The following is a 16,451-nucleotide window of genomic DNA, read 5'->3' as shown; positions in this document are numbered from 1 at the left end:
TTTAAGAGTGAGAAGGGCTGATAAACAGTATTCTTCTCATTTTCTTATCCCCTATCAATCAACAGGAGGACTATTCTACATGACAGAGCACAGGGTTACAGTTATTGGTGCGGGATTGGCTGGTTCGGAGGCTGCATGGCAATTAGCTCGTAGGGGTATACATGTGGACCTCTACGAGATGCGACCGCAGAAATACCCTCCGGCCCACCATACAGCCTATTTTTCAGAACTGGTTTGTAGTAATTCCTTAAGGGCTGCTGCCATAGAAAATGCAGTAGGTTTACTAAAAGAGGAAATGAGGCAGCTTGACTCTTTAATTATCTCAGCCGCAGATAATCACAAGGTTCCGGCTGGTGGGGCACTGGCAGTTGACCGGGAAGGTTTTTCTCGATATATTACAGAGACACTGGAAGATCATCCCTTGATAGATATACACAGGGAAGAAGTAACAAAGATACCTGAAAAGGGAATAGTAATTGTGGCCTCAGGTCCCCTTACCTCCGAATCTTTATCTCATGAAATAGCTAAAGTTACAGGTGAACAGTATCTATATTTTTATGACGCAGCCGCTCCCATTGTGACCCTGGAGTCCCTTGATATGACAAAGGTTTTCCGAGCTTCGCGTTATGGTAAGGGTGAGGAAGCTTATTTAAACTGTCCCATGGATCAAGATGAATACGAAAAATTCTATGATGCACTGATTCATGCGGAAAGGGCCCCAATAAAAGAATTTGAAAAACAGGTACATTTTGAAGGCTGTATGCCAGTTGAAGTATTAGCCTCCCGAGGGAAGGATACATTGCTCTACGGGCCATTAAAGCCAGTTGGTCTAACTGACCCAAGAACTGGCAAAAGACCCCACGGGGTTGTTCAGTTGAGGCAGGATAATGCTGAGGGTACTCTTTTTAATCTGGTGGGTTTTCAGACAAATCTTAAATGGGGTGAGCAAAAAAGAGTTTTTAGCTTTATCCCGGGTCTGGAAGATGCTGAATTTGTGCGATACGGTGTTATGCACAGAAATACATATATTACATCTCCAGTTCTCTTACAACCTACCCTTCAAATGAAAGAACACCCAAGAATATTCTTTGCCGGGCAAATTACCGGAGTAGAAGGTTATGTAGAATCTGCCGCAGCAGGATTAATAGCAGGAATCAACGCTGCAGCTTTGGCAAAACAGAAAGATTTATTAATTTTCCCGAAAGAAACCGCTCATGGGGCATTAATGCATTATATAACCACTGCTTCCACAAAGAACTTTCAACCAATGAATGTTACCTTTGGTCTGTTTCCAGAGCTTACTGTCCGGCTTAAAGGCAAGCGGGAAAGGGGTCGTGCCCAGGCAGAGCGAGCTCTTGAAATATTGAAGGAGTGGATTGAAAAAGAAAAAATATGTGATATATAAGAGACAATAGGGGAATAACAATATAATAATTAAATTGTCAAAAGGTAGTTGCAATTTCAAAAGGGCTTGTGATATATTTTATTAGGTGTCATATTTCGACAAAGAAATAGTTGGGATATTTATGTATGTTTTAATAGATAACTTTGTTAATTATTTAAAAGTACAAAAAAATTTTTCTATTCATACCATTGAGGCTTACCAGAAAGATTTATTTGATGGTTTGGATTACTTTTCAATTGTCTTAAATAAACCAATTGAAAAAATGGATCACGCATCAATTAATAGTAGTTTGGTAAGGGAATTTCTGGCCTATCTAAGACAAAAAAACTTAAGTAGAGCAACGGTGGCCAGAAAACTTGCTTCATGGAGAGCTTTTTTTAAATTTCTTTATAATGAAAGGTTAGCCTATACCAATCCGATGCTACGGGTGGCTAATCCTAAACGGGAGAAAAGATTGCCTAAGTTCTTATACCAGGAGGAGACGAAACAACTGGTGGAAGCACCAGATCATTCTCCTCTAGGCATTAGGGACCGGGCGCTGCTGGAGTTGCTCTATGCCACTGGCATACGTGTGTCAGAACTGGTTGCTTTAGATCTTAGCAATATTGATTTGGCCAGGGGATATATCAGGGTAATGGGAAAAGGATCTAAGGAACGGGTCGTTCCATTCCATCAAAGTGCAGTGGCAGCAATGAAAGAATATTGTAGAAATGCTCGACCTAAAATGGTAATAAAAGACTGTGAGGCTGTTTTTGTTAACTATAAAGGGACTCGGTTAAGTGATAGGGGTATTAGAAAAATAGTGGATAAATACTGCCAACGACTTGGCATGAAATTAAATGTTAGTCCCCATACAATTCGTCATTCATTTGCTACTCATTTACTGGATAACGGAGCAGATTTACGCAGTGTTCAGGAGTTACTTGGGCATGTTTCTTTGTCAACAACTCAGATCTACACCCACGTAACAAAGAAAAAAATTAAGCGAGTTTATAAAATGAGCCACCCAAGGGCGTAGCTTTGGAAAAGAGGAAGGGATGCTGATGTTTCACGCAACGACCATTGTTGCTGTAAAGAGAGGTACCAAGGTTGCCGTAGCCGGTGATGGGCAGGTTACCTTTGGACAAAATACGATCATGAAACATACTGCCAGAAAAGTGAGACGCTTGCATAATGGTCAAGTTTTGGCAGGTTTTGCCGGGTCGGTGGCAGACGCCTTTACGCTATTTGAAAAGTTTGAGGGAAAATTGGAAGAGTATCATGGTAACCTAATGAGGGCTGCTGTGGAATTGGCCAAAGCCTGGCGTACTGACAAATACCTGCGCACGCTGGAGGCCATGCTGATTGTGGCCAATCAAGAACATCTGTTGGTTTTGTCAGGTAACGGAGAAGTTATTGAGCCGGATGAAGGAGTAACAGCCATAGGTTCCGGCGGTCCTTATGCATTGGCAGCTGCCAGAGCACTCACAAAACACACCAATCTTTCGCCTAAAGATATAACCTATGAGGCTCTAAATTTGGCCGCAGATATTTGTGTCTACACTAATAAAAATATTGTTGTTGAGGAAATTTAATTTAGGTATCAAAGGAGTGGAGCCAATGGAAGCCCTGACGCCACGACAAACCGTAAGAGAGCTTGATAAATATATAGTGGGCCAAGAAAAAGCCAAAAAAGCAGTGGCTGTGGCTTTGCGAAACAGGTACCGTCGCAGTAAGTTGAAAGAAGATTTGATTGATGAGGTTGTACCGAAGAATATTTTAATGATTGGCCCAACGGGCGTAGGTAAAACCGAAATTGCCCGTCGTTTAGCTAAACTGGTAAAAGCCCCTTTTGTTAAAATTGAAGCCACTAAATTTACAGAAGTGGGCTATGTGGGGCGGGATGTAGAATCCATGGTCAGGGATTTGGTCGAAACCTCCATTCGCATGCTTAAGCAAGAAAAAGTAGAAGAAGTGGAAGAACGGGCCAAGCGACTGGCTGATGAAAGAATTATTGAACTTTTAGCACCCTATCCGAACCGGCCTACCCAAACAAAAAATCCCTTTGAAATGCTATTTGGCGGGGTGCAGGATACTCAACAGGAAGATAAATCCTGGGAGCAGCAAAATAGTAGGATTAAGTTTGAGAGGGAAACTCTACGGGAAAAAATGTCCCGCTGTGAGTTAGAAAAAGATTATCTAGAAATTGAAGTGGAAGATCAAAGCACACCTATGCTTGAGGTTTTTAGTAACAGTGGCGTAGAAGAGATGGGCGTTAACATGCAAGACGTGTTAGGGAGTATTTTCCCAAGGAAAAAACGTAAACGCAAGGTCACTGTAGAAGAGGCTCGCAAGATATTAACCCAGCAAGAAGCTCAGAAATTGATCGATATGGATGAATTGACTGCACAGGCGGTGAAGCGTGCAGAAGATCATGGGATTATCTTCCTTGATGAGATTGATAAAATTGCTACAAGGGAAGGGACCACTGGTAGTGCAGATGTATCACGTGGAGGCGTACAAAGGGATATCCTTCCTATTGTGGAAGGATCCACAGTAATGACAAAGTATGGCCCTGTAAAGACAGATCATATCCTTTTCATAGCAGCCGGGGCTTTCCATATAGCAAAACCCTCTGATTTAATTCCAGAGTTACAAGGACGTTTTCCCATCAGGGTAGAGTTAGAAAGCCTGAGCAGAAGTGATTTTGAACAAATTTTAACAGAGCCGCAAAACTCCTTAATCAAACAATACACTGAGTTATTAGGGACTGAAGGACTTAAAATTGAATTTTCTAAAAATTCTCTTGTAGAAATTGCCGATATTGCTTATACTGTAAATGAACAAAATGAAAACATTGGAGCAAGGCGGTTGCACACCATTCTCGAAAAATTATTGGAGGATGTTTCCTTCGAGGCTCCAGAACTTAATGGACAGTCACTCACTATTGACAGTGATTATGTTCGTGAGAAGCTAAAGGATGTTGTAACAAATCGTGATCTTAGTCGTTATATTCTTTAAAAAAACGGGGAGAGTGACAGAATGAAGACCTTATTGGAAAGAACACGTACAATTAATAAACTATTACAGAAATCTGCTGGTTATCCTGTTGACTTTGGCGAAATCGCAGATGTGTTATCTGAGAACATTGAGGCAAACTGCTATATTATTGACCGTCGTGGTCGGGCCCTTGGCTACAAATTTATGCCAGAGTTTGCCTGTGATATTATGAAAGATATTGTTGAAGGTTCCAAACGTTTTCCTGAGGAATACAACGAAGGACTTTTGGGAGTTAGTGAAACCCATGCAAACTTCTGCCAGACCTATGATGCATGTGTATTCTTTGAGGAAGAAAAGTGTAAGGGTCAAAACAAAGTTACCACTGTGGTTCCCATTGTAGGTGCTGGTTCACGTTTAGGAACCTTGGTGTTGGCTAAGTTTAACCAAAACTTTACTGATGAGGACTTGATCTTGGCCGAATATGGTGCCACGGTAGTTGCTATGGAAATTCTACGTGCAAGGGCAGGAAGAATGGAAGAAGAAGCAAGGAAGAAAGCAGCTGTACAAATTGCCCTCGGTACCTTATCTTACTCTGAATTAGATGCAGTTCAACACATTTTTGAACAATTGGAAGGGGACGAGGGGGTCCTGGTTGCCAGCAAGATTGCTGATAGGGTGGGTATCACGCGGTCAGTTATTGTAAATGCATTGCGTAAATTTGAAAGCGCTGGGGTGATTGAGTCCAAATCCTTGGGAATGAAGGGTACTTACATTCGGGTGTTAAACGATCGTTTGATCGAGGAACTGCAAAGGCTGAAGCACAATTAAAGTAATAAAAACCACAGTTTCAAGCAAACTGTGGTTTTTATTACGGAATAATTGCTTGCGCAGGTTGTCTGATTATGCTAAAATAACATCTGGTGTTGAATACACACGTTATTGGATTTGAGCAAGGTTGCCTTTGTTAAGGTCTTGCCGGAGATGATGATGACGGAGGATTAAAAACAATGAGGGAGGAGGTGTAACTAGCTATGGCAGTTATCTCCATGAAACAACTACTGGAAGCGGGCGTGCATTTCGGGCACCAGACTCGTCGTTGGAACCCCAAAATGGCCCCCTATATCTTTACTGATCGTAACGGCATTTACATCATTGATTTACAAAAAACCGTTAAGAAAGTTGAAGAGTGCTATGACTTCGTAAAACAGCTGGCTGGTGAAGGTGGCACCCTGCTGTTTGTAGGCACCAAAAAACAAGCTCAAGAAGCTGTTAAAGAAGAAGCTGAACGTTGCGGAATGTTCTTTGTAAATCAGCGTTGGTTGGGTGGTATGTTAACAAACTTCCAAACCATACGTAATCGTATTGATAGATTGCATGAACTGGAGCGCATGGAAGAAGATGGAACCTTTGAGGTTCTGCCCAAAAAGGAAGTTGCTCAACTTCTCCATGAAAAAGAGAAGCTGGATAAATTCCTTGGTGGAATTAAGAATATGCGTCGTCTGCCTGGGGCCCTTTTTGTAATCGATCCCCGGAAGGAACGCATTGCAGTGGCAGAAGCTCGTAAGCTTGGCATTCCTATTGTGGCCATTGTTGATACAAACTGCGATCCTGATGAAATTGATTACGTAATTCCCGGTAACGATGACGCTATTCGGGCAGTAAAACTGCTTACAGGTAAGATTGCTGATGCAATTTTAGAAGGTAAGCAGGGAGAACAAGTCGCAGAGTAGTACGTTAGGTAGAGGGCGTCTTGCTAGTACGGGAGGCCTCTACCTTTTTTTATGTTTGTCAAGGGAAGAATCTGGTTATAATACCACAAGATTAAATGGGTGGTTACATAAAGGGGGATTTTGATCATGGCAGAAATTTCTGCAAGCATGGTTAAAGAGTTAAGAGAACGTACTGGTGCAGGTATGATGGATTGTAAAAAGGCTTTAGCTGAAGTGGGCGGGGATATGGAAAAGGCCATTGAGTTTTTGCGTGAAAAGGGTCTTGCTGCTGCTGCTAAAAAAGCTGGTAGAATTGCCGCTGAAGGTGTTGTGGAATCCTACATACATGGTGGCGGTCGTATCGGTGTTTTGGTTGAAATCAACTGTGAAACTGATTTTGTTGCTAAAAACGAAGATTTTCGCGGTTTAGCCAAAGACATTGCTATGCAAATCGCGGCTGCTAAACCTGAGTTCGTGCGCCGGGAGGAAGTTTCTGCAGATAAGATTGAAAAAGAAAAAGAAATCTTAAGAGCACAGGCGTTAAATGAAGGCAAACCAGAAAAAATTGTCGAAAAAATGGTTGAAGGGCGTATTGAGAAATTCTACAAAGAAGTTTGCCTGCTTGAGCAACCCTTTATTAAAGATTCTGACAAAACAGTGCAGCAAGTTATTAACGAAATCATTGCCAAGATCGGCGAAAAAGTTGATGTTCGTCGTTTTGTCCGTTATGAAATGGGAGAAGGCTTAGAAAAGCGTCAAGATGACTTTGCTGCCGAAGTAGCTGCACAAATTAAAGCATAATATTTATTTGATAACGTTTAAAAGGATTTTTTAAAAAGTTGTAGAATAACAGAACTACCAGACTGGAGGACACCCTTAATGGTAACTCCCAAGTTTAGGCGGGTCATCCTTAAGTTAAGTGGCGAAGCACTGGCTGGACAAAAAGGATATGGTATTGACCCAGAAGTTGTATACTCAATAGCCAGTCAAATTAAGGATGTTCTTGAACATCGGGTACAACTGGCCATCGTAGTTGGTGGTGGGAATATCTGGCGTGGAATATCCGGTAGCACAAAGGGGATGGATAGAGCTACGGCTGATTATATGGGTATGTTAGCTACTGTTATTAATTCCTTGGCTTTGCAAGATGCCCTGGAAAAAATAGAAGTAGATACTCGCGTACAAACCTCCTTTGAGATGCGAGCAGTGGCAGAGACTTACATCCGTCGTCGGGCAATTCGACATATGGAGAAAGGGCGGGTTGTCATTTTTGCTGCGGGTACCGGGAACCCATATTTTTCAACCGATACCACCGCTGCATTACGTGCAGCAGAGGTAGAAGCTGAAATTATCTTGATGGCAAAGCAGGTTGACGGTGTTTATGATGCGGATCCTTTGAAGCATCCTGGGGCCAAGCGGTTTGATGAACTGACCTATATAGATGTACTTAACCGAGGTCTACAGGTAATGGATTCCACAGCTGTTTCGCTTTGTATGGATAATAAAATCCCGCTATTGGTGTTTGATTTAAATACCGAGGGTAATATTAAAAGAGCAATCTTAGGGGAACGTATAGGTACTTTTGTTGGGGGGGACTTAAATGGTTAAAGAATTAATCTCTTCTGCGGAAGATCATATGAAGAAGAGTGTAGATGTTGTACGCAGGGAATTTGCTTCTTTGCGTGCCGGTCGGGCAACCCCTTCTATTTTGGATAAGGTAACGGTATCTTATTACGGAACGCCTACCCCTTTAAACCAGCTTGCTAACATTTCTGTTCCGGAAGCACGCGTTTTAGTAATTCAGCCTTGGGATAAAAGTGTAATACCTGAAGTTGAAAAAGCTATTTTAAAATCAGATGTTGGTATAACACCCAGCAGTGATGGAACTGTAATACGTTTAATAATTCCCCAGCTAACACAGGAACGCCGTACTGAGCTAGTTAAAGTTATTAAGAAAAAGGCTGAGGAAGGTCGGGTAGCTGTTCGGAACATTCGCCGTGATACCAATGATAGTATTAAAGCCAAGCAAAAAGATGGTATTCCCGAAGATGAAGCCAAGCGGGGGCAGGACGAATTACAAAAATTAACAGACAAATATGTTAAAGAAATCGACGAAATGGTAAAAGCCAAAGAACAGGAGATTATGCAAGTTTAGGATGATGCCAGATGTACTGGGGTACGAACTAAACAATGCATTGTCCCTTCTTAGGAATTGCGGTTTCGATGTAACTGTTGCCATTACCAGGCCACATCGAGGTATGCCAGATGGAAACAAGCGTGTAGTTAAAATGGAATTAACGAGTTCTAAGTGCGTGGTGTTGACGGTGGCGTTTGAGGAGAAAGGGAAAGGAGGTGTACACATTGGCCTATAAAATAACGGATGAGTGTATGGCCTGTGGTACATGCTTGGATTCCTGTCCCAACAATGCCATTGAGGAGGGCGACATATTTAAAATAACCATGGCATGCGAAAACTGTGGCACATGCTTGGATATCTGCCCTACCGGAGCCATTATTGAAGAGTAATGCAGTAAACCCCCTTCATATCCGGAAGGGGGTTGTTATATTGGAGGCTCAAATGATGCTGAGAAAGATAACCAGTCTATTTTCTAGACCAAAGGTTACAGCCGATGAAAATACACTTCTTCAATCTATAGACCGAAATAAGCTCCCGCAACATATTGCTATTATTATGGATGGCAACGGACGATGGGCACAACGCAGGGGCATGCCAAGGTCCCTGGGACACCGAGCGGGTGTTGAATCTTTACGAAATATTGTAAAGCTCTGTTCAGAAATTGGTATTGGATATTTAACATGTTATGCATTTTCCACCGAGAACTGGAAACGTCCCCAAAAGGAAGTATCCTATTTAATGGATTTACTGGTGGAATATCTGGAAAAAGAGGTTGTAGAGCTACATAAAAATAATGTTAGAGTAAATGCCATAGGTCGTCTGGAAGAACTGCCCCAAAGGGCCCAGGAGGCATTACAGGCTGCCTTTCAAAAAACAAAAAACAATACCGGGCTAACTTTAAATTTAGCGTTAAACTATGGTGGACGAACGGAAATTACTGATGCAGTTATTAAAATTGCTAACATGGTCAAAAGTAACGAAATGGAAGTTGCCAATATAAATGATAAACTAATTTGTGATTCCCTTTATACCGCAGGTATGCCGGATCCTGAGTTGTTAATCAGACCTTCTGGAGAGTGTAGAATAAGTAATTTTCTTCTCTGGCAGCTTGCTTATACAGAATTTTGGTTGGCAGACGTGATGTGGCCGGATTTTCAACGTTACCATTTATTACAAGCTATCATTGGGTTTCAACGTCGGGAACGGCGATTTGGTGGACTAAACAAAAAGTAGGTTGGTGGACAAATTGTTGCACCTGCGAGTGCTAAGCGCAGTCATAGGAATACCAGTAATAGTTTTAGCAGCTTGGTTTGGTGATTGGGTACTGTGGTTACTTGCTCTTTCTGTTTTTACAATGGCTGGTTTTGAGATATCGGATATTCTCAAGGGACTAAAGCTTAATCCTTCCAAATGGATGATACAAATTGGTGGTTTATTTATTTTCACCAGTGCATATCTATATAAAGATGAATACCTAGGACTGATGTATGTCTTTTTGGTAATAGTCAGTTTAATAATGATGGCCTTCTTATATCCTCGTGTATACCCTGTTGATGTGTTCGGTAATTTAGTTGCAGTTTTGTATTTAGGCAATTTAATTTTCTTTTATTTGACACGTGAATTGGAAAACGGCTTTATGTGGCTTCTATTGTTATTGGCAGCCACTTGGATCAGTGATACATTTGCCTATTTTGTAGGACGTTCTTTGGGTAGACATAAACTTGCACCGGTACTAAGCCCCAAAAAGACCGTTGAGGGGGCAATTGGAGGGGTTTTGGGTTCCGCCCTAACAGCCTATATCTTTGGTATCTATCAGCAAGGGGGTTCAGTGGGGATAGTGGTTGTCCTTGGCGTTCTTATTGGTATAGCTGCTTTACTTGGAGATTTAGTGGAATCAGCCCTGAAAAGACAGGCTGGCATAAAGGACTCTGGGCAGATTATACCAGGCCATGGCGGGTTCATGGATCGCTTTGATAGTTTGCTGTTTACGGCACCCTTGGTATACTATGTTGTTAGTTTGTTTATAATTTAATTATAATATCATAGAGGTGAAACGTATTGCCTGCTTGGCTAAAGACCGCCCTGAATTTAGTTTTGGCCGGTCTGCTTCTTTTAGTGGCGTTCTTTATTATTGATAAGTTATCCGTTTACTTTGTTAAAGGGGTCTCATTTATAATACCTCTCATTGTCCCCTTTGTTCTGGCAATTTTTATTAGCTTTTTGCTGGAGCCTATGGTGTATATTCTGCAAAATAAAATACATTTTTCCAGGGGACCAGCAGTTGCCCTTTCTATGTTTTTGCTTATTATATTTTTTGTTACAATTATTTCATTGTTGCTGTTAAGATTGATTACTGAACTTATAAACCTATCTAAAAGTATTCCTTTTATTATTCAAGAGATTCAGTATTGGGTCGAAAAGTCCCTACCAAAGCTCCAGCAACTATATGGGGAACTACCTCCAAGTGTCTCAAATTATATTCAAGAATCCTTTAGGTCCATAGCGGATACATTGCAGAATCTTTTAGCAGCTGCACTGGATACGTTGTATAGTACCTTCTCTGCTGTTCCAGGTTTTATAACCATCATTATAGTGAGTTTTTTGGCAACCTATTTTATTAGTAAAGACAGAAGGTCATTGGCATTACATTGGATTAAATTTCTTCCTGCACCCTATGGGGAACGAAGTCTACATGTTATTAAAGAAGTGTTCAATGCTTTTATCTCCTACATTAAGGCCCAGGGGATTCTCGTTAGCATTAGCACTTTTATTAGCATATCAGGTTTATACATAATAGGGGCAGATTATGCCCTAACAATGGGTCTTTTGATTGGCTTTTTTGATATTATTCCTGTTTTGGGGCCCGGGACGGTAATACTCCCTTGGATAGTGTGGTCCATAATCTCTGGGGAAATAGCTTTTGGCCTAAAATTATTGGTCTTATATATTGTTATTCTTGTGGCAAGGCAACTGTTGGAAACGAAGGTTGTGGCGGATAACCTTGGATTACATCCCTTAGCGACTCTGGTGGCATTGTTTTTTGGGTTTAGAATATTAGGCTTTGTAGGAATGATCGTTGGCCCAATTTTGTTAATTGCCATCCAAGCAATAGTAAAAGCAGGAATTCAAAGCCCAAGGGTGAAATAAGATTAACTGAGGTGCCAAATGATGAAACAGATATCTATTTTAGGAAGTACCGGCTCGATTGGCAGGCAGACCCTGGAAGTTGTAAATAGTTTCCCGGAAGAACTTAATGTGGTAGCCTTAGCTGCAGGCAGAAACCGTGAGTTGTTTTTGGAACAATGTAAAGCCTATAAACCCCTTTTAGTTTCCCTTCAGTTAGAAGAAGATGCTCTTTGGCTTAAAGAGCATCTGATAAAGGAGAAGTTAAGGCCTGAAATTCGTTATGGTTTAGATGGTCTGGTGGCGGTGGCCACTTGTCATGAAGCAGTTGTAGTTGTAACCGCGCTAAGTGGGGCCATTGGTTTAGTTCCCACCTGTGCTGCCATCAAAGCAAGTAAGAAAATTGCACTGGCAAACAAAGAAACTCTGGTGGCAGCGGGACAATATGTTACTAAACTGGCAGAAGAATATAAGGTTGAAATTTTACCTGTGGATAGTGAACATTCCGCTATTTGGCAGTGCTTACATGGGGAAAATAGATCAGCGATAAGAAAAATCCAACTGACAGCCTCTGGTGGTCCTTTTCGCCAATTAAACAGACAAGAACTTGAAAATGTCACGCCAGAGATGGCCCTGAAACATCCCAATTGGTCCATGGGACAAAAAATCACCATCGACTCCGCTACTTTAATGAACAAAGGATTAGAAGTTATAGAAGCCAAATGGCTTTTTGGTGTTGACTACGACGATATTAATGTAGTGGTTCATCCCCAGAGTGTTATTCATTCCATGGTTGAATATGGCGATGGTTCATTGCTTGCTCACCTTGGCATGCCAGATATGAGAATACCCATTCAATATGCCCTTAGTTACCCAGAACGTTGGTTTAACCATTTACCTAAGTTAAATCTAACAGAACTTAAGGGGCTAACCTTCGAAGAACCAGATACAAATAGGTTTCCTTCCCTGTCATTGGCTTATCAGGCTGGGAAAATAGGAGGTACAGCACCGGCAGTTTTAAACGCTGCCAACGAAGTAGCTGTTCATGCATTTCTGGCGGGACAAATAAAATTTATGCAAATTCCCTCCATTGTTAAACGAACTTTAAACGAACATCAATTTCAGGGGTCTCCTGTCCTAGAGGAGATTCTTGAAATTGATGGTTGGGCAAGGGAAGAGGCAAACAAAATCATTAGAAATTGTTAGAGGTGAAGTTATGCAAACATTTATCGCTTCGGTTGCTGTCTTTGGATTATTAATATTTTTCCATGAGCTAGGCCATTTCCTGGTAGCAAAGAAGGTAGGAATCATGGTTCACGAATTTAGCTTGGGTTTTGGACCTAAGGTTTTTGGATTCAACCGGGGTGAGACCAGGTATAATCTTCGCCTTTTGCCATTGGGCGGTTTTGTTCGAATGGCTGGGATGGACCCCAATGAAGAAGACGATCAAGGGATACCACTTGATCGTACTTTTAACTTCAAAACAGCTTTACAAAGGGCATCTGTAATTATTGCAGGTCCCCTCATGAATTTTGTTTTAGCAGTAGTTTTGTTTGCAGTCATCTTTACCCTTCAAGGGATGCCCTATGCCACAACAGAAGTAGGCGAGGTGATTAAAGGGTTTCCAGCTGAAAAAGCAGGTCTTAAAGTGGGGGATCGAATTGTTGCTGTAAATGATAACTCTGTGGAGGATTGGAACCAGTTGGTTGCAGAAACCAATAAACATCCTGGAGAATCCCTTAATTTAACAATCCAAAGAGGAAAAGAACAGGTAAAATTAACCTTAACCACTGTCAAAGATGTGTCAGGTCAATATAAAATTGGTATTAAACCAACTCAGCCACTGATGAAAAAACTTAATCCGCTGGCTGCTTTAGCGGCTGGAACAAGTTTTACAATTCAGGTGTCAGGGTTAATTCTTTCTTTTATCGGTCAAATGTTTACGCAACAGGCCCCTGTTGATTTAGCAGGACCCGTAGGTGTGGTTAATGAAATTGGTAAGGCAGCAGAGTTTGGTATATTTCAGGTTATGCAATTGGCGGCATTCTTAAGTATTAATCTGGGCTTATTTAATCTCTTACCTATACCAGCTCTGGACGGCAGTCGGGTATTATTTTTGCTTTGGGAAAAAATAACCGGCAGGCCAGTGGAACCATCCAAAGAAAGCTTTATTCATCTTATCGGTTTTGGACTATTATTACTATTGATGGTGGTAATCACATATAACGATATTGTTAATTTAATGTTTGGTAATCGTTAGCGGAGGATAACATGAATTCTAAAATAACACGACCAATTATGGTGGGTAAAGTACAGATTGGCGGGGGTGGACCTGTTGTTGTACAATCCATGACAAATACGGATACCAGGAATGCCCTTGCTACAATTGATCAAATTAACGAGTTATCTGCGGTGGGCTGTGAAGTAATCAGAGTAGCTGTGCCGGACAAAACAGCTGCCGAAGCTTTACCAACTATTAAAGCAGGTATTAGTATACCCCTAATTGCTGATATTCACTTTGATTATCGACTGGCCCTATTGGCTATAGAGGCTGGTGTTGATGGTTTAAGAATCAACCCTGGCAATATAGGTGGAAAGGAAAAAGTACAAGAAGTTGTAGCAGCGGCCCGGGAACGAAGAGTTCCAATACGCATTGGTGTAAATGCTGGTTCCCTGGAAAGGGAATTACTAACTAAATATGGCGGAGTGACGCCGGATGCGATGGTGGAAAGTGCCTTAAACCATATTAGGCTATTAGAGGAATTAAACTACAACGAAATAAAGGTGTCACTAAAAGCTTCCAATATTCCTCTTATGCTGGAAGCTTACCGTAAACTATCTGCCAGGGTAGAATACCCAATGCATGTGGGTGTAACCGAAGCAGGTACGGTAAAAAGTGGTACCATAAAATCTGCTGTGGGAATCGGAGCCCTGCTTGCTGAAGGGATAGGTGATACCATTCGAGTATCTCTCACCGGTGATCCTAAATACGAAGTGAATGTAGCATGGGAAATATTAAAGGCCTTGGGACTACGCAGGCGGGGAGCTGAGCTGATTTCCTGCCCTACATGTGGGAGAACGCAAATTAATCTGATAAAATTGGCTGAAGAGGTTGAGCAGAGAATAGCTACAGTGGACAAACCCATTAAAATTGCTGTGATGGGTTGTGCTGTCAATGGGCCCGGCGAAGCAAGGGAAGCAGATATAGGGATAGCAGGTGGCAAAGGGGTGGGGCTAATCTTTCGCAAGGGAGAAATAATCCGACAGGTTCCCGAAGACCAACTGTTAGAAGAGTTGCTGAAAGAAATAGAGAATCTTTAACTATTCATGAACATCTATCTAATGTCGCAATATGACTATCTAAATATATCAGGAGGATCTTAATATGCGTGTTAGTCAAATGCTCGTTCCAACTTTAAGGGAAGTTCCGGCAGAGGCCGAAGTGGTAAGTCACCAACTATTGCTGAGAGCTGGTTTTATTCGTAAAACAGCCTCCGGTGTATATACATATCTGCCATTAGCCCAACGTGTTCTCAAAAAGTTAAGGCAAATTATTCGGGAAGAAATAGACAAGCAGGGTGGGCAGGAATTGTTAATGCCCATCATTCAACCTGCGGAGATGTGGTTAGAGTCCGGTCGCTGGCATGTGTACGGTCCGGAGTTGTTCCGTCTTAAAGATCGCCACGATCGTAATTTCTGTTTGGGACCCACCCATGAAGAAGTTATTACGATTTTAATACGTGGAGAAGTTCGTTCGTATAAACAAATGCCCTTGTTACTATACCAGATTCAAAATAAATATAGGGATGAACGCAGACCTCGCTTTGGTTTGCTGCGGGGCAGAGAGTTTATTATGAAGGACTTGTATTCCTTTGATAGAGACGAAGCAGGACTGGATATAAGTTATCAAAAGATGCATGAAGCATATACAAGCATATTTAGCCGTTGTGGTGTGAAGTTTCGACCGGTTGAGGCTGATTCCGGTGCAATCGGCGGTAGTAGCACCCATGAGTTCATGGTGTTAGCGGAATCAGGCGAAGCAGCTATTTTGTATTGCTCTGATTGTGATTATGCGGCCAATGTTGAGAAGGCAACAACACTGCCAGCCGCTGGCCTTGATCCTGCAATTCAACAGCTAGAATTGCAGGAAGTAAGTACACCCGGTAAAAAAACTGCTGAGGAAGTGGCAAAGTTCCTGGGTGTCGAGCCTTTCCAAGTGATTAAGACTATGTTTTATAAAACTGATAAAGAAGTTGTAGCAGCACTGGTTCGTGGTGATCGTGATGTAAACGAAATTAAACTGTTAAATGTCCTTGGGGCGTTGACCCTCGATCTGGCCGATGAAAGCACGGTTCAGCAAGTGACAGGTGCTCCCACTGGTTATGTGGGTCCTGTGGGACTGGAGAACATTCGTATTGTAGCTGACATGGAAGTAATGGCCCTGGTTAACGCCGTTGTAGGGGCCAATAAACAGGATGCTCACCTGATTAATGTTAACCCTAAGCGGGACTTCCAGCCAGAAATCGTAGAAGATATTCGTATGGTTAAGGCAGGAGAGCCTTGCCCTAAGTGTGGCGCACAGCTACTGGAGGCCCGGGGCATTGAAGTTGGTCAAATCTTTAAATTAGGTACTAAATACAGTAAAGCTTTAGGGGCTACTTTTCTGGATGAAAACGGTAAGGAACAGCCCATTGTTATGGGCTGCTACGGCATTGGGGTAAGTCGTACTATGGCAGCAGCCATTGAGCAAAACTATGACAAAGATGGCATTATCTGGCCTGCTAGCATTGCACCATACCAGGCCATTGTTATTCCTGTAGCTCCGAAAGACGATAACCAGATGAAAATTGCTGAGGAACTTTACAAAGCACTTAATCAAGCTGGTGTAGAAACCATTCTGGACGACCGTTCCGAACGCCCCGGAGTGAAATTTAAAGATGCTGACCTAATCGGCTACCCATTAAGAATTGTGGTTGGTAACAAAGCTGTTACCGAAGGCGTAGTGGAAATTCGACAGCGCCGTTCCGGGCAAACAGACCTAGTTTCTGTTAAAGATTCTGTGCCTAAGATATTAGAAATTTTACCAACACTGTAGGTG

18 protein-coding genes are annotated in these 16,451 nt (G+C 42.0%); all 18 read left to right on the top strand.

What is annotated here, in order from left to right; all coding sequences use genetic code 11:
- Nucleotides 1–79: 79 nt before the first annotated feature.
- The gene (gene trmFO, locus DRED_RS10580) at nt 80–1,405 is read left to right on the top strand and encodes a methylenetetrahydrofolate--tRNA-(uracil(54)-C(5))-methyltransferase (FADH(2)-oxidizing) TrmFO (protein ID WP_011878311.1); all 1,326 of its coding nucleotides are present in this window, start codon (nt 80–82) and stop codon (nt 1,403–1,405) included.
- A gap of 121 nt (nt 1,406–1,526) precedes the next feature.
- Complete coding sequence (xerC, locus tag DRED_RS10575) at nt 1,527–2,423, top strand: tyrosine recombinase XerC (protein ID WP_011878310.1); 897 nt, start codon at nt 1,527–1,529, stop codon at nt 2,421–2,423.
- Nucleotides 2,424–2,448: 25 nt separating this feature from the next.
- A complete protein-coding gene (gene hslV / locus DRED_RS10570; RefSeq protein ID WP_011878309.1) occupies nt 2,449–2,979 on the top strand; it encodes an ATP-dependent protease subunit HslV in 531 nt (176 codons plus the stop codon).
- Between the two features lie 25 nt (nt 2,980–3,004).
- Entirely contained in the window at nt 3,005–4,405 is a 1,401-nt protein-coding gene (hslU, locus tag DRED_RS10565) for an ATP-dependent protease ATPase subunit HslU (RefSeq protein ID WP_011878308.1), read from the top strand.
- Between the two features lie 21 nt (nt 4,406–4,426).
- Entirely contained in the window at nt 4,427–5,212 is a 786-nt protein-coding gene (codY, locus tag DRED_RS10560) for a GTP-sensing pleiotropic transcriptional regulator CodY (protein ID WP_011878307.1), read from the top strand.
- 203 nt (nt 5,213–5,415) lie between these two features.
- A complete protein-coding gene (gene rpsB, locus DRED_RS10555) occupies nt 5,416–6,114 on the top strand; it encodes a 30S ribosomal protein S2 (RefSeq protein WP_011878306.1) in 699 nt (232 codons plus the stop codon).
- Nucleotides 6,115–6,240: 126 nt separating this feature from the next.
- Entirely contained in the window at nt 6,241–6,894 is a 654-nt protein-coding gene (gene tsf, locus DRED_RS10550; protein ID WP_011878305.1) for a translation elongation factor Ts, read from the top strand.
- 78 nt (nt 6,895–6,972) lie between these two features.
- Nucleotides 6,973–7,701: a UMP kinase gene (gene pyrH, locus DRED_RS10545; protein WP_011878304.1), complete on the top strand. Its 729-nt coding sequence runs from the start codon at nt 6,973–6,975 to the stop codon at nt 7,699–7,701.
- Complete coding sequence (frr, locus tag DRED_RS10540; protein WP_011878303.1) at nt 7,694–8,248, top strand: ribosome recycling factor; 555 nt, start codon at nt 7,694–7,696, stop codon at nt 8,246–8,248. The genes pyrH and frr overlap by 8 nt, the downstream gene beginning before the upstream one ends.
- Before the next feature lies 1 nt (nt 8,249).
- A complete protein-coding gene (locus tag DRED_RS10535) occupies nt 8,250–8,465 on the top strand; it encodes a hypothetical protein (RefSeq protein ID WP_041274586.1) in 216 nt (71 codons plus the stop codon).
- Nucleotides 8,455–8,619 carry a 4Fe-4S binding protein gene (locus DRED_RS10530; protein ID WP_041274585.1) on the top strand — a complete coding sequence of 55 codons (165 nt, stop codon included), beginning with the start codon at nt 8,455–8,457 and terminating at the stop codon, nt 8,617–8,619. Before DRED_RS10535 ends, DRED_RS10530 begins: the two co-directional genes overlap by 11 nt.
- Before the next feature lie 55 nt (nt 8,620–8,674).
- A complete protein-coding gene (locus DRED_RS10525) occupies nt 8,675–9,463 on the top strand; it encodes an isoprenyl transferase (RefSeq protein ID WP_041274917.1) in 789 nt (262 codons plus the stop codon).
- Nucleotides 9,464–9,467: 4 nt separating this feature from the next.
- On the top strand, nt 9,468–10,262 hold the full coding sequence (locus DRED_RS10520) for a phosphatidate cytidylyltransferase (RefSeq protein ID WP_238442503.1): 795 nt from the start codon (nt 9,468–9,470) through the stop codon (nt 10,260–10,262).
- 26 nt (nt 10,263–10,288) lie between these two features.
- Nucleotides 10,289–11,377: a sporulation integral membrane protein YtvI gene (gene ytvI, locus DRED_RS10515; protein WP_011878299.1), complete on the top strand. Its 1,089-nt coding sequence runs from the start codon at nt 10,289–10,291 to the stop codon at nt 11,375–11,377.
- Between the two features lie 21 nt (nt 11,378–11,398).
- Nucleotides 11,399–12,559 (top strand): 1-deoxy-D-xylulose-5-phosphate reductoisomerase, encoded by a 1,161-nt coding sequence (locus tag DRED_RS10510; protein ID WP_041274584.1) that lies wholly within the window; start codon nt 11,399–11,401, stop codon nt 12,557–12,559.
- A 10-nt stretch (nt 12,560–12,569) separates the two neighbouring features.
- The gene (gene rseP / locus DRED_RS10505) at nt 12,570–13,613 is read left to right on the top strand and encodes an RIP metalloprotease RseP (protein WP_011878297.1); all 1,044 of its coding nucleotides are present in this window, start codon (nt 12,570–12,572) and stop codon (nt 13,611–13,613) included.
- Nucleotides 13,614–13,624: 11 nt separating this feature from the next.
- Nucleotides 13,625–14,674, top strand: coding sequence for a flavodoxin-dependent (E)-4-hydroxy-3-methylbut-2-enyl-diphosphate synthase (gene ispG, locus DRED_RS10500; RefSeq protein ID WP_011878296.1), 1,050 nt, complete (start codon nt 13,625–13,627; stop codon nt 14,672–14,674).
- 64 nt (nt 14,675–14,738) lie between these two features.
- Nucleotides 14,739–16,448, top strand: a complete 1,710-nt coding sequence (locus tag DRED_RS10495; protein ID WP_011878295.1) for a proline--tRNA ligase — start codon at nt 14,739–14,741, stop codon at nt 16,446–16,448.
- The last annotated feature ends 3 nt before the right edge of the window (nt 16,449–16,451 follow it).

It is taken from the genome of Desulforamulus reducens MI-1, assembly GCF_000016165.1.
GTDB classification, from domain to species: Bacteria; Bacillota; Desulfotomaculia; order Desulfotomaculales; family Desulfotomaculaceae; genus Desulfotomaculum; species Desulfotomaculum reducens.
The sequence above is the reverse complement of the archived record's forward strand: the minus strand, read 5'-3'. Positions and strand labels throughout refer to the sequence as shown.

What these genes read in the sequence shown, in the direction of transcription:
- trmFO (WP_011878311.1), top strand. Translation starts at nt 80, where the DNA reads ATGACAGAGCACAGGGTTACAGTTATTGGTGCGGGATTGGCTGGTTCG.
- xerC (WP_011878310.1), top strand. Translation starts at nt 1,527, where the DNA reads ATGTATGTTTTAATAGATAACTTTGTTAATTATTTAAAAGTACAAAAA.
- hslV (WP_011878309.1), top strand. Translation starts at nt 2,449, where the DNA reads ATGTTTCACGCAACGACCATTGTTGCTGTAAAGAGAGGTACCAAGGTT.
- hslU (WP_011878308.1), top strand. Translation starts at nt 3,005, where the DNA reads ATGGAAGCCCTGACGCCACGACAAACCGTAAGAGAGCTTGATAAATAT.
- codY (WP_011878307.1), top strand. Translation starts at nt 4,427, where the DNA reads ATGAAGACCTTATTGGAAAGAACACGTACAATTAATAAACTATTACAG.
- rpsB (WP_011878306.1), top strand. Translation starts at nt 5,416, where the DNA reads ATGGCAGTTATCTCCATGAAACAACTACTGGAAGCGGGCGTGCATTTC.
- tsf (WP_011878305.1), top strand. Translation starts at nt 6,241, where the DNA reads ATGGCAGAAATTTCTGCAAGCATGGTTAAAGAGTTAAGAGAACGTACT.
- pyrH (WP_011878304.1), top strand. Translation starts at nt 6,973, where the DNA reads ATGGTAACTCCCAAGTTTAGGCGGGTCATCCTTAAGTTAAGTGGCGAA.
- frr (WP_011878303.1), top strand. Translation starts at nt 7,694, where the DNA reads ATGGTTAAAGAATTAATCTCTTCTGCGGAAGATCATATGAAGAAGAGT.
- DRED_RS10535 (WP_041274586.1), top strand. Translation starts at nt 8,250, where the DNA reads ATGATGCCAGATGTACTGGGGTACGAACTAAACAATGCATTGTCCCTT.
- DRED_RS10525 (WP_041274917.1), top strand. Translation starts at nt 8,675, where the DNA reads ATGCTGAGAAAGATAACCAGTCTATTTTCTAGACCAAAGGTTACAGCC.
- DRED_RS10510 (WP_041274584.1), top strand. Translation starts at nt 11,399, where the DNA reads ATGAAACAGATATCTATTTTAGGAAGTACCGGCTCGATTGGCAGGCAG.
- rseP (WP_011878297.1), top strand. Translation starts at nt 12,570, where the DNA reads ATGCAAACATTTATCGCTTCGGTTGCTGTCTTTGGATTATTAATATTT.
- ispG (WP_011878296.1), top strand. Translation starts at nt 13,625, where the DNA reads ATGAATTCTAAAATAACACGACCAATTATGGTGGGTAAAGTACAGATT.
- DRED_RS10495 (WP_011878295.1), top strand. Translation starts at nt 14,739, where the DNA reads ATGCGTGTTAGTCAAATGCTCGTTCCAACTTTAAGGGAAGTTCCGGCA.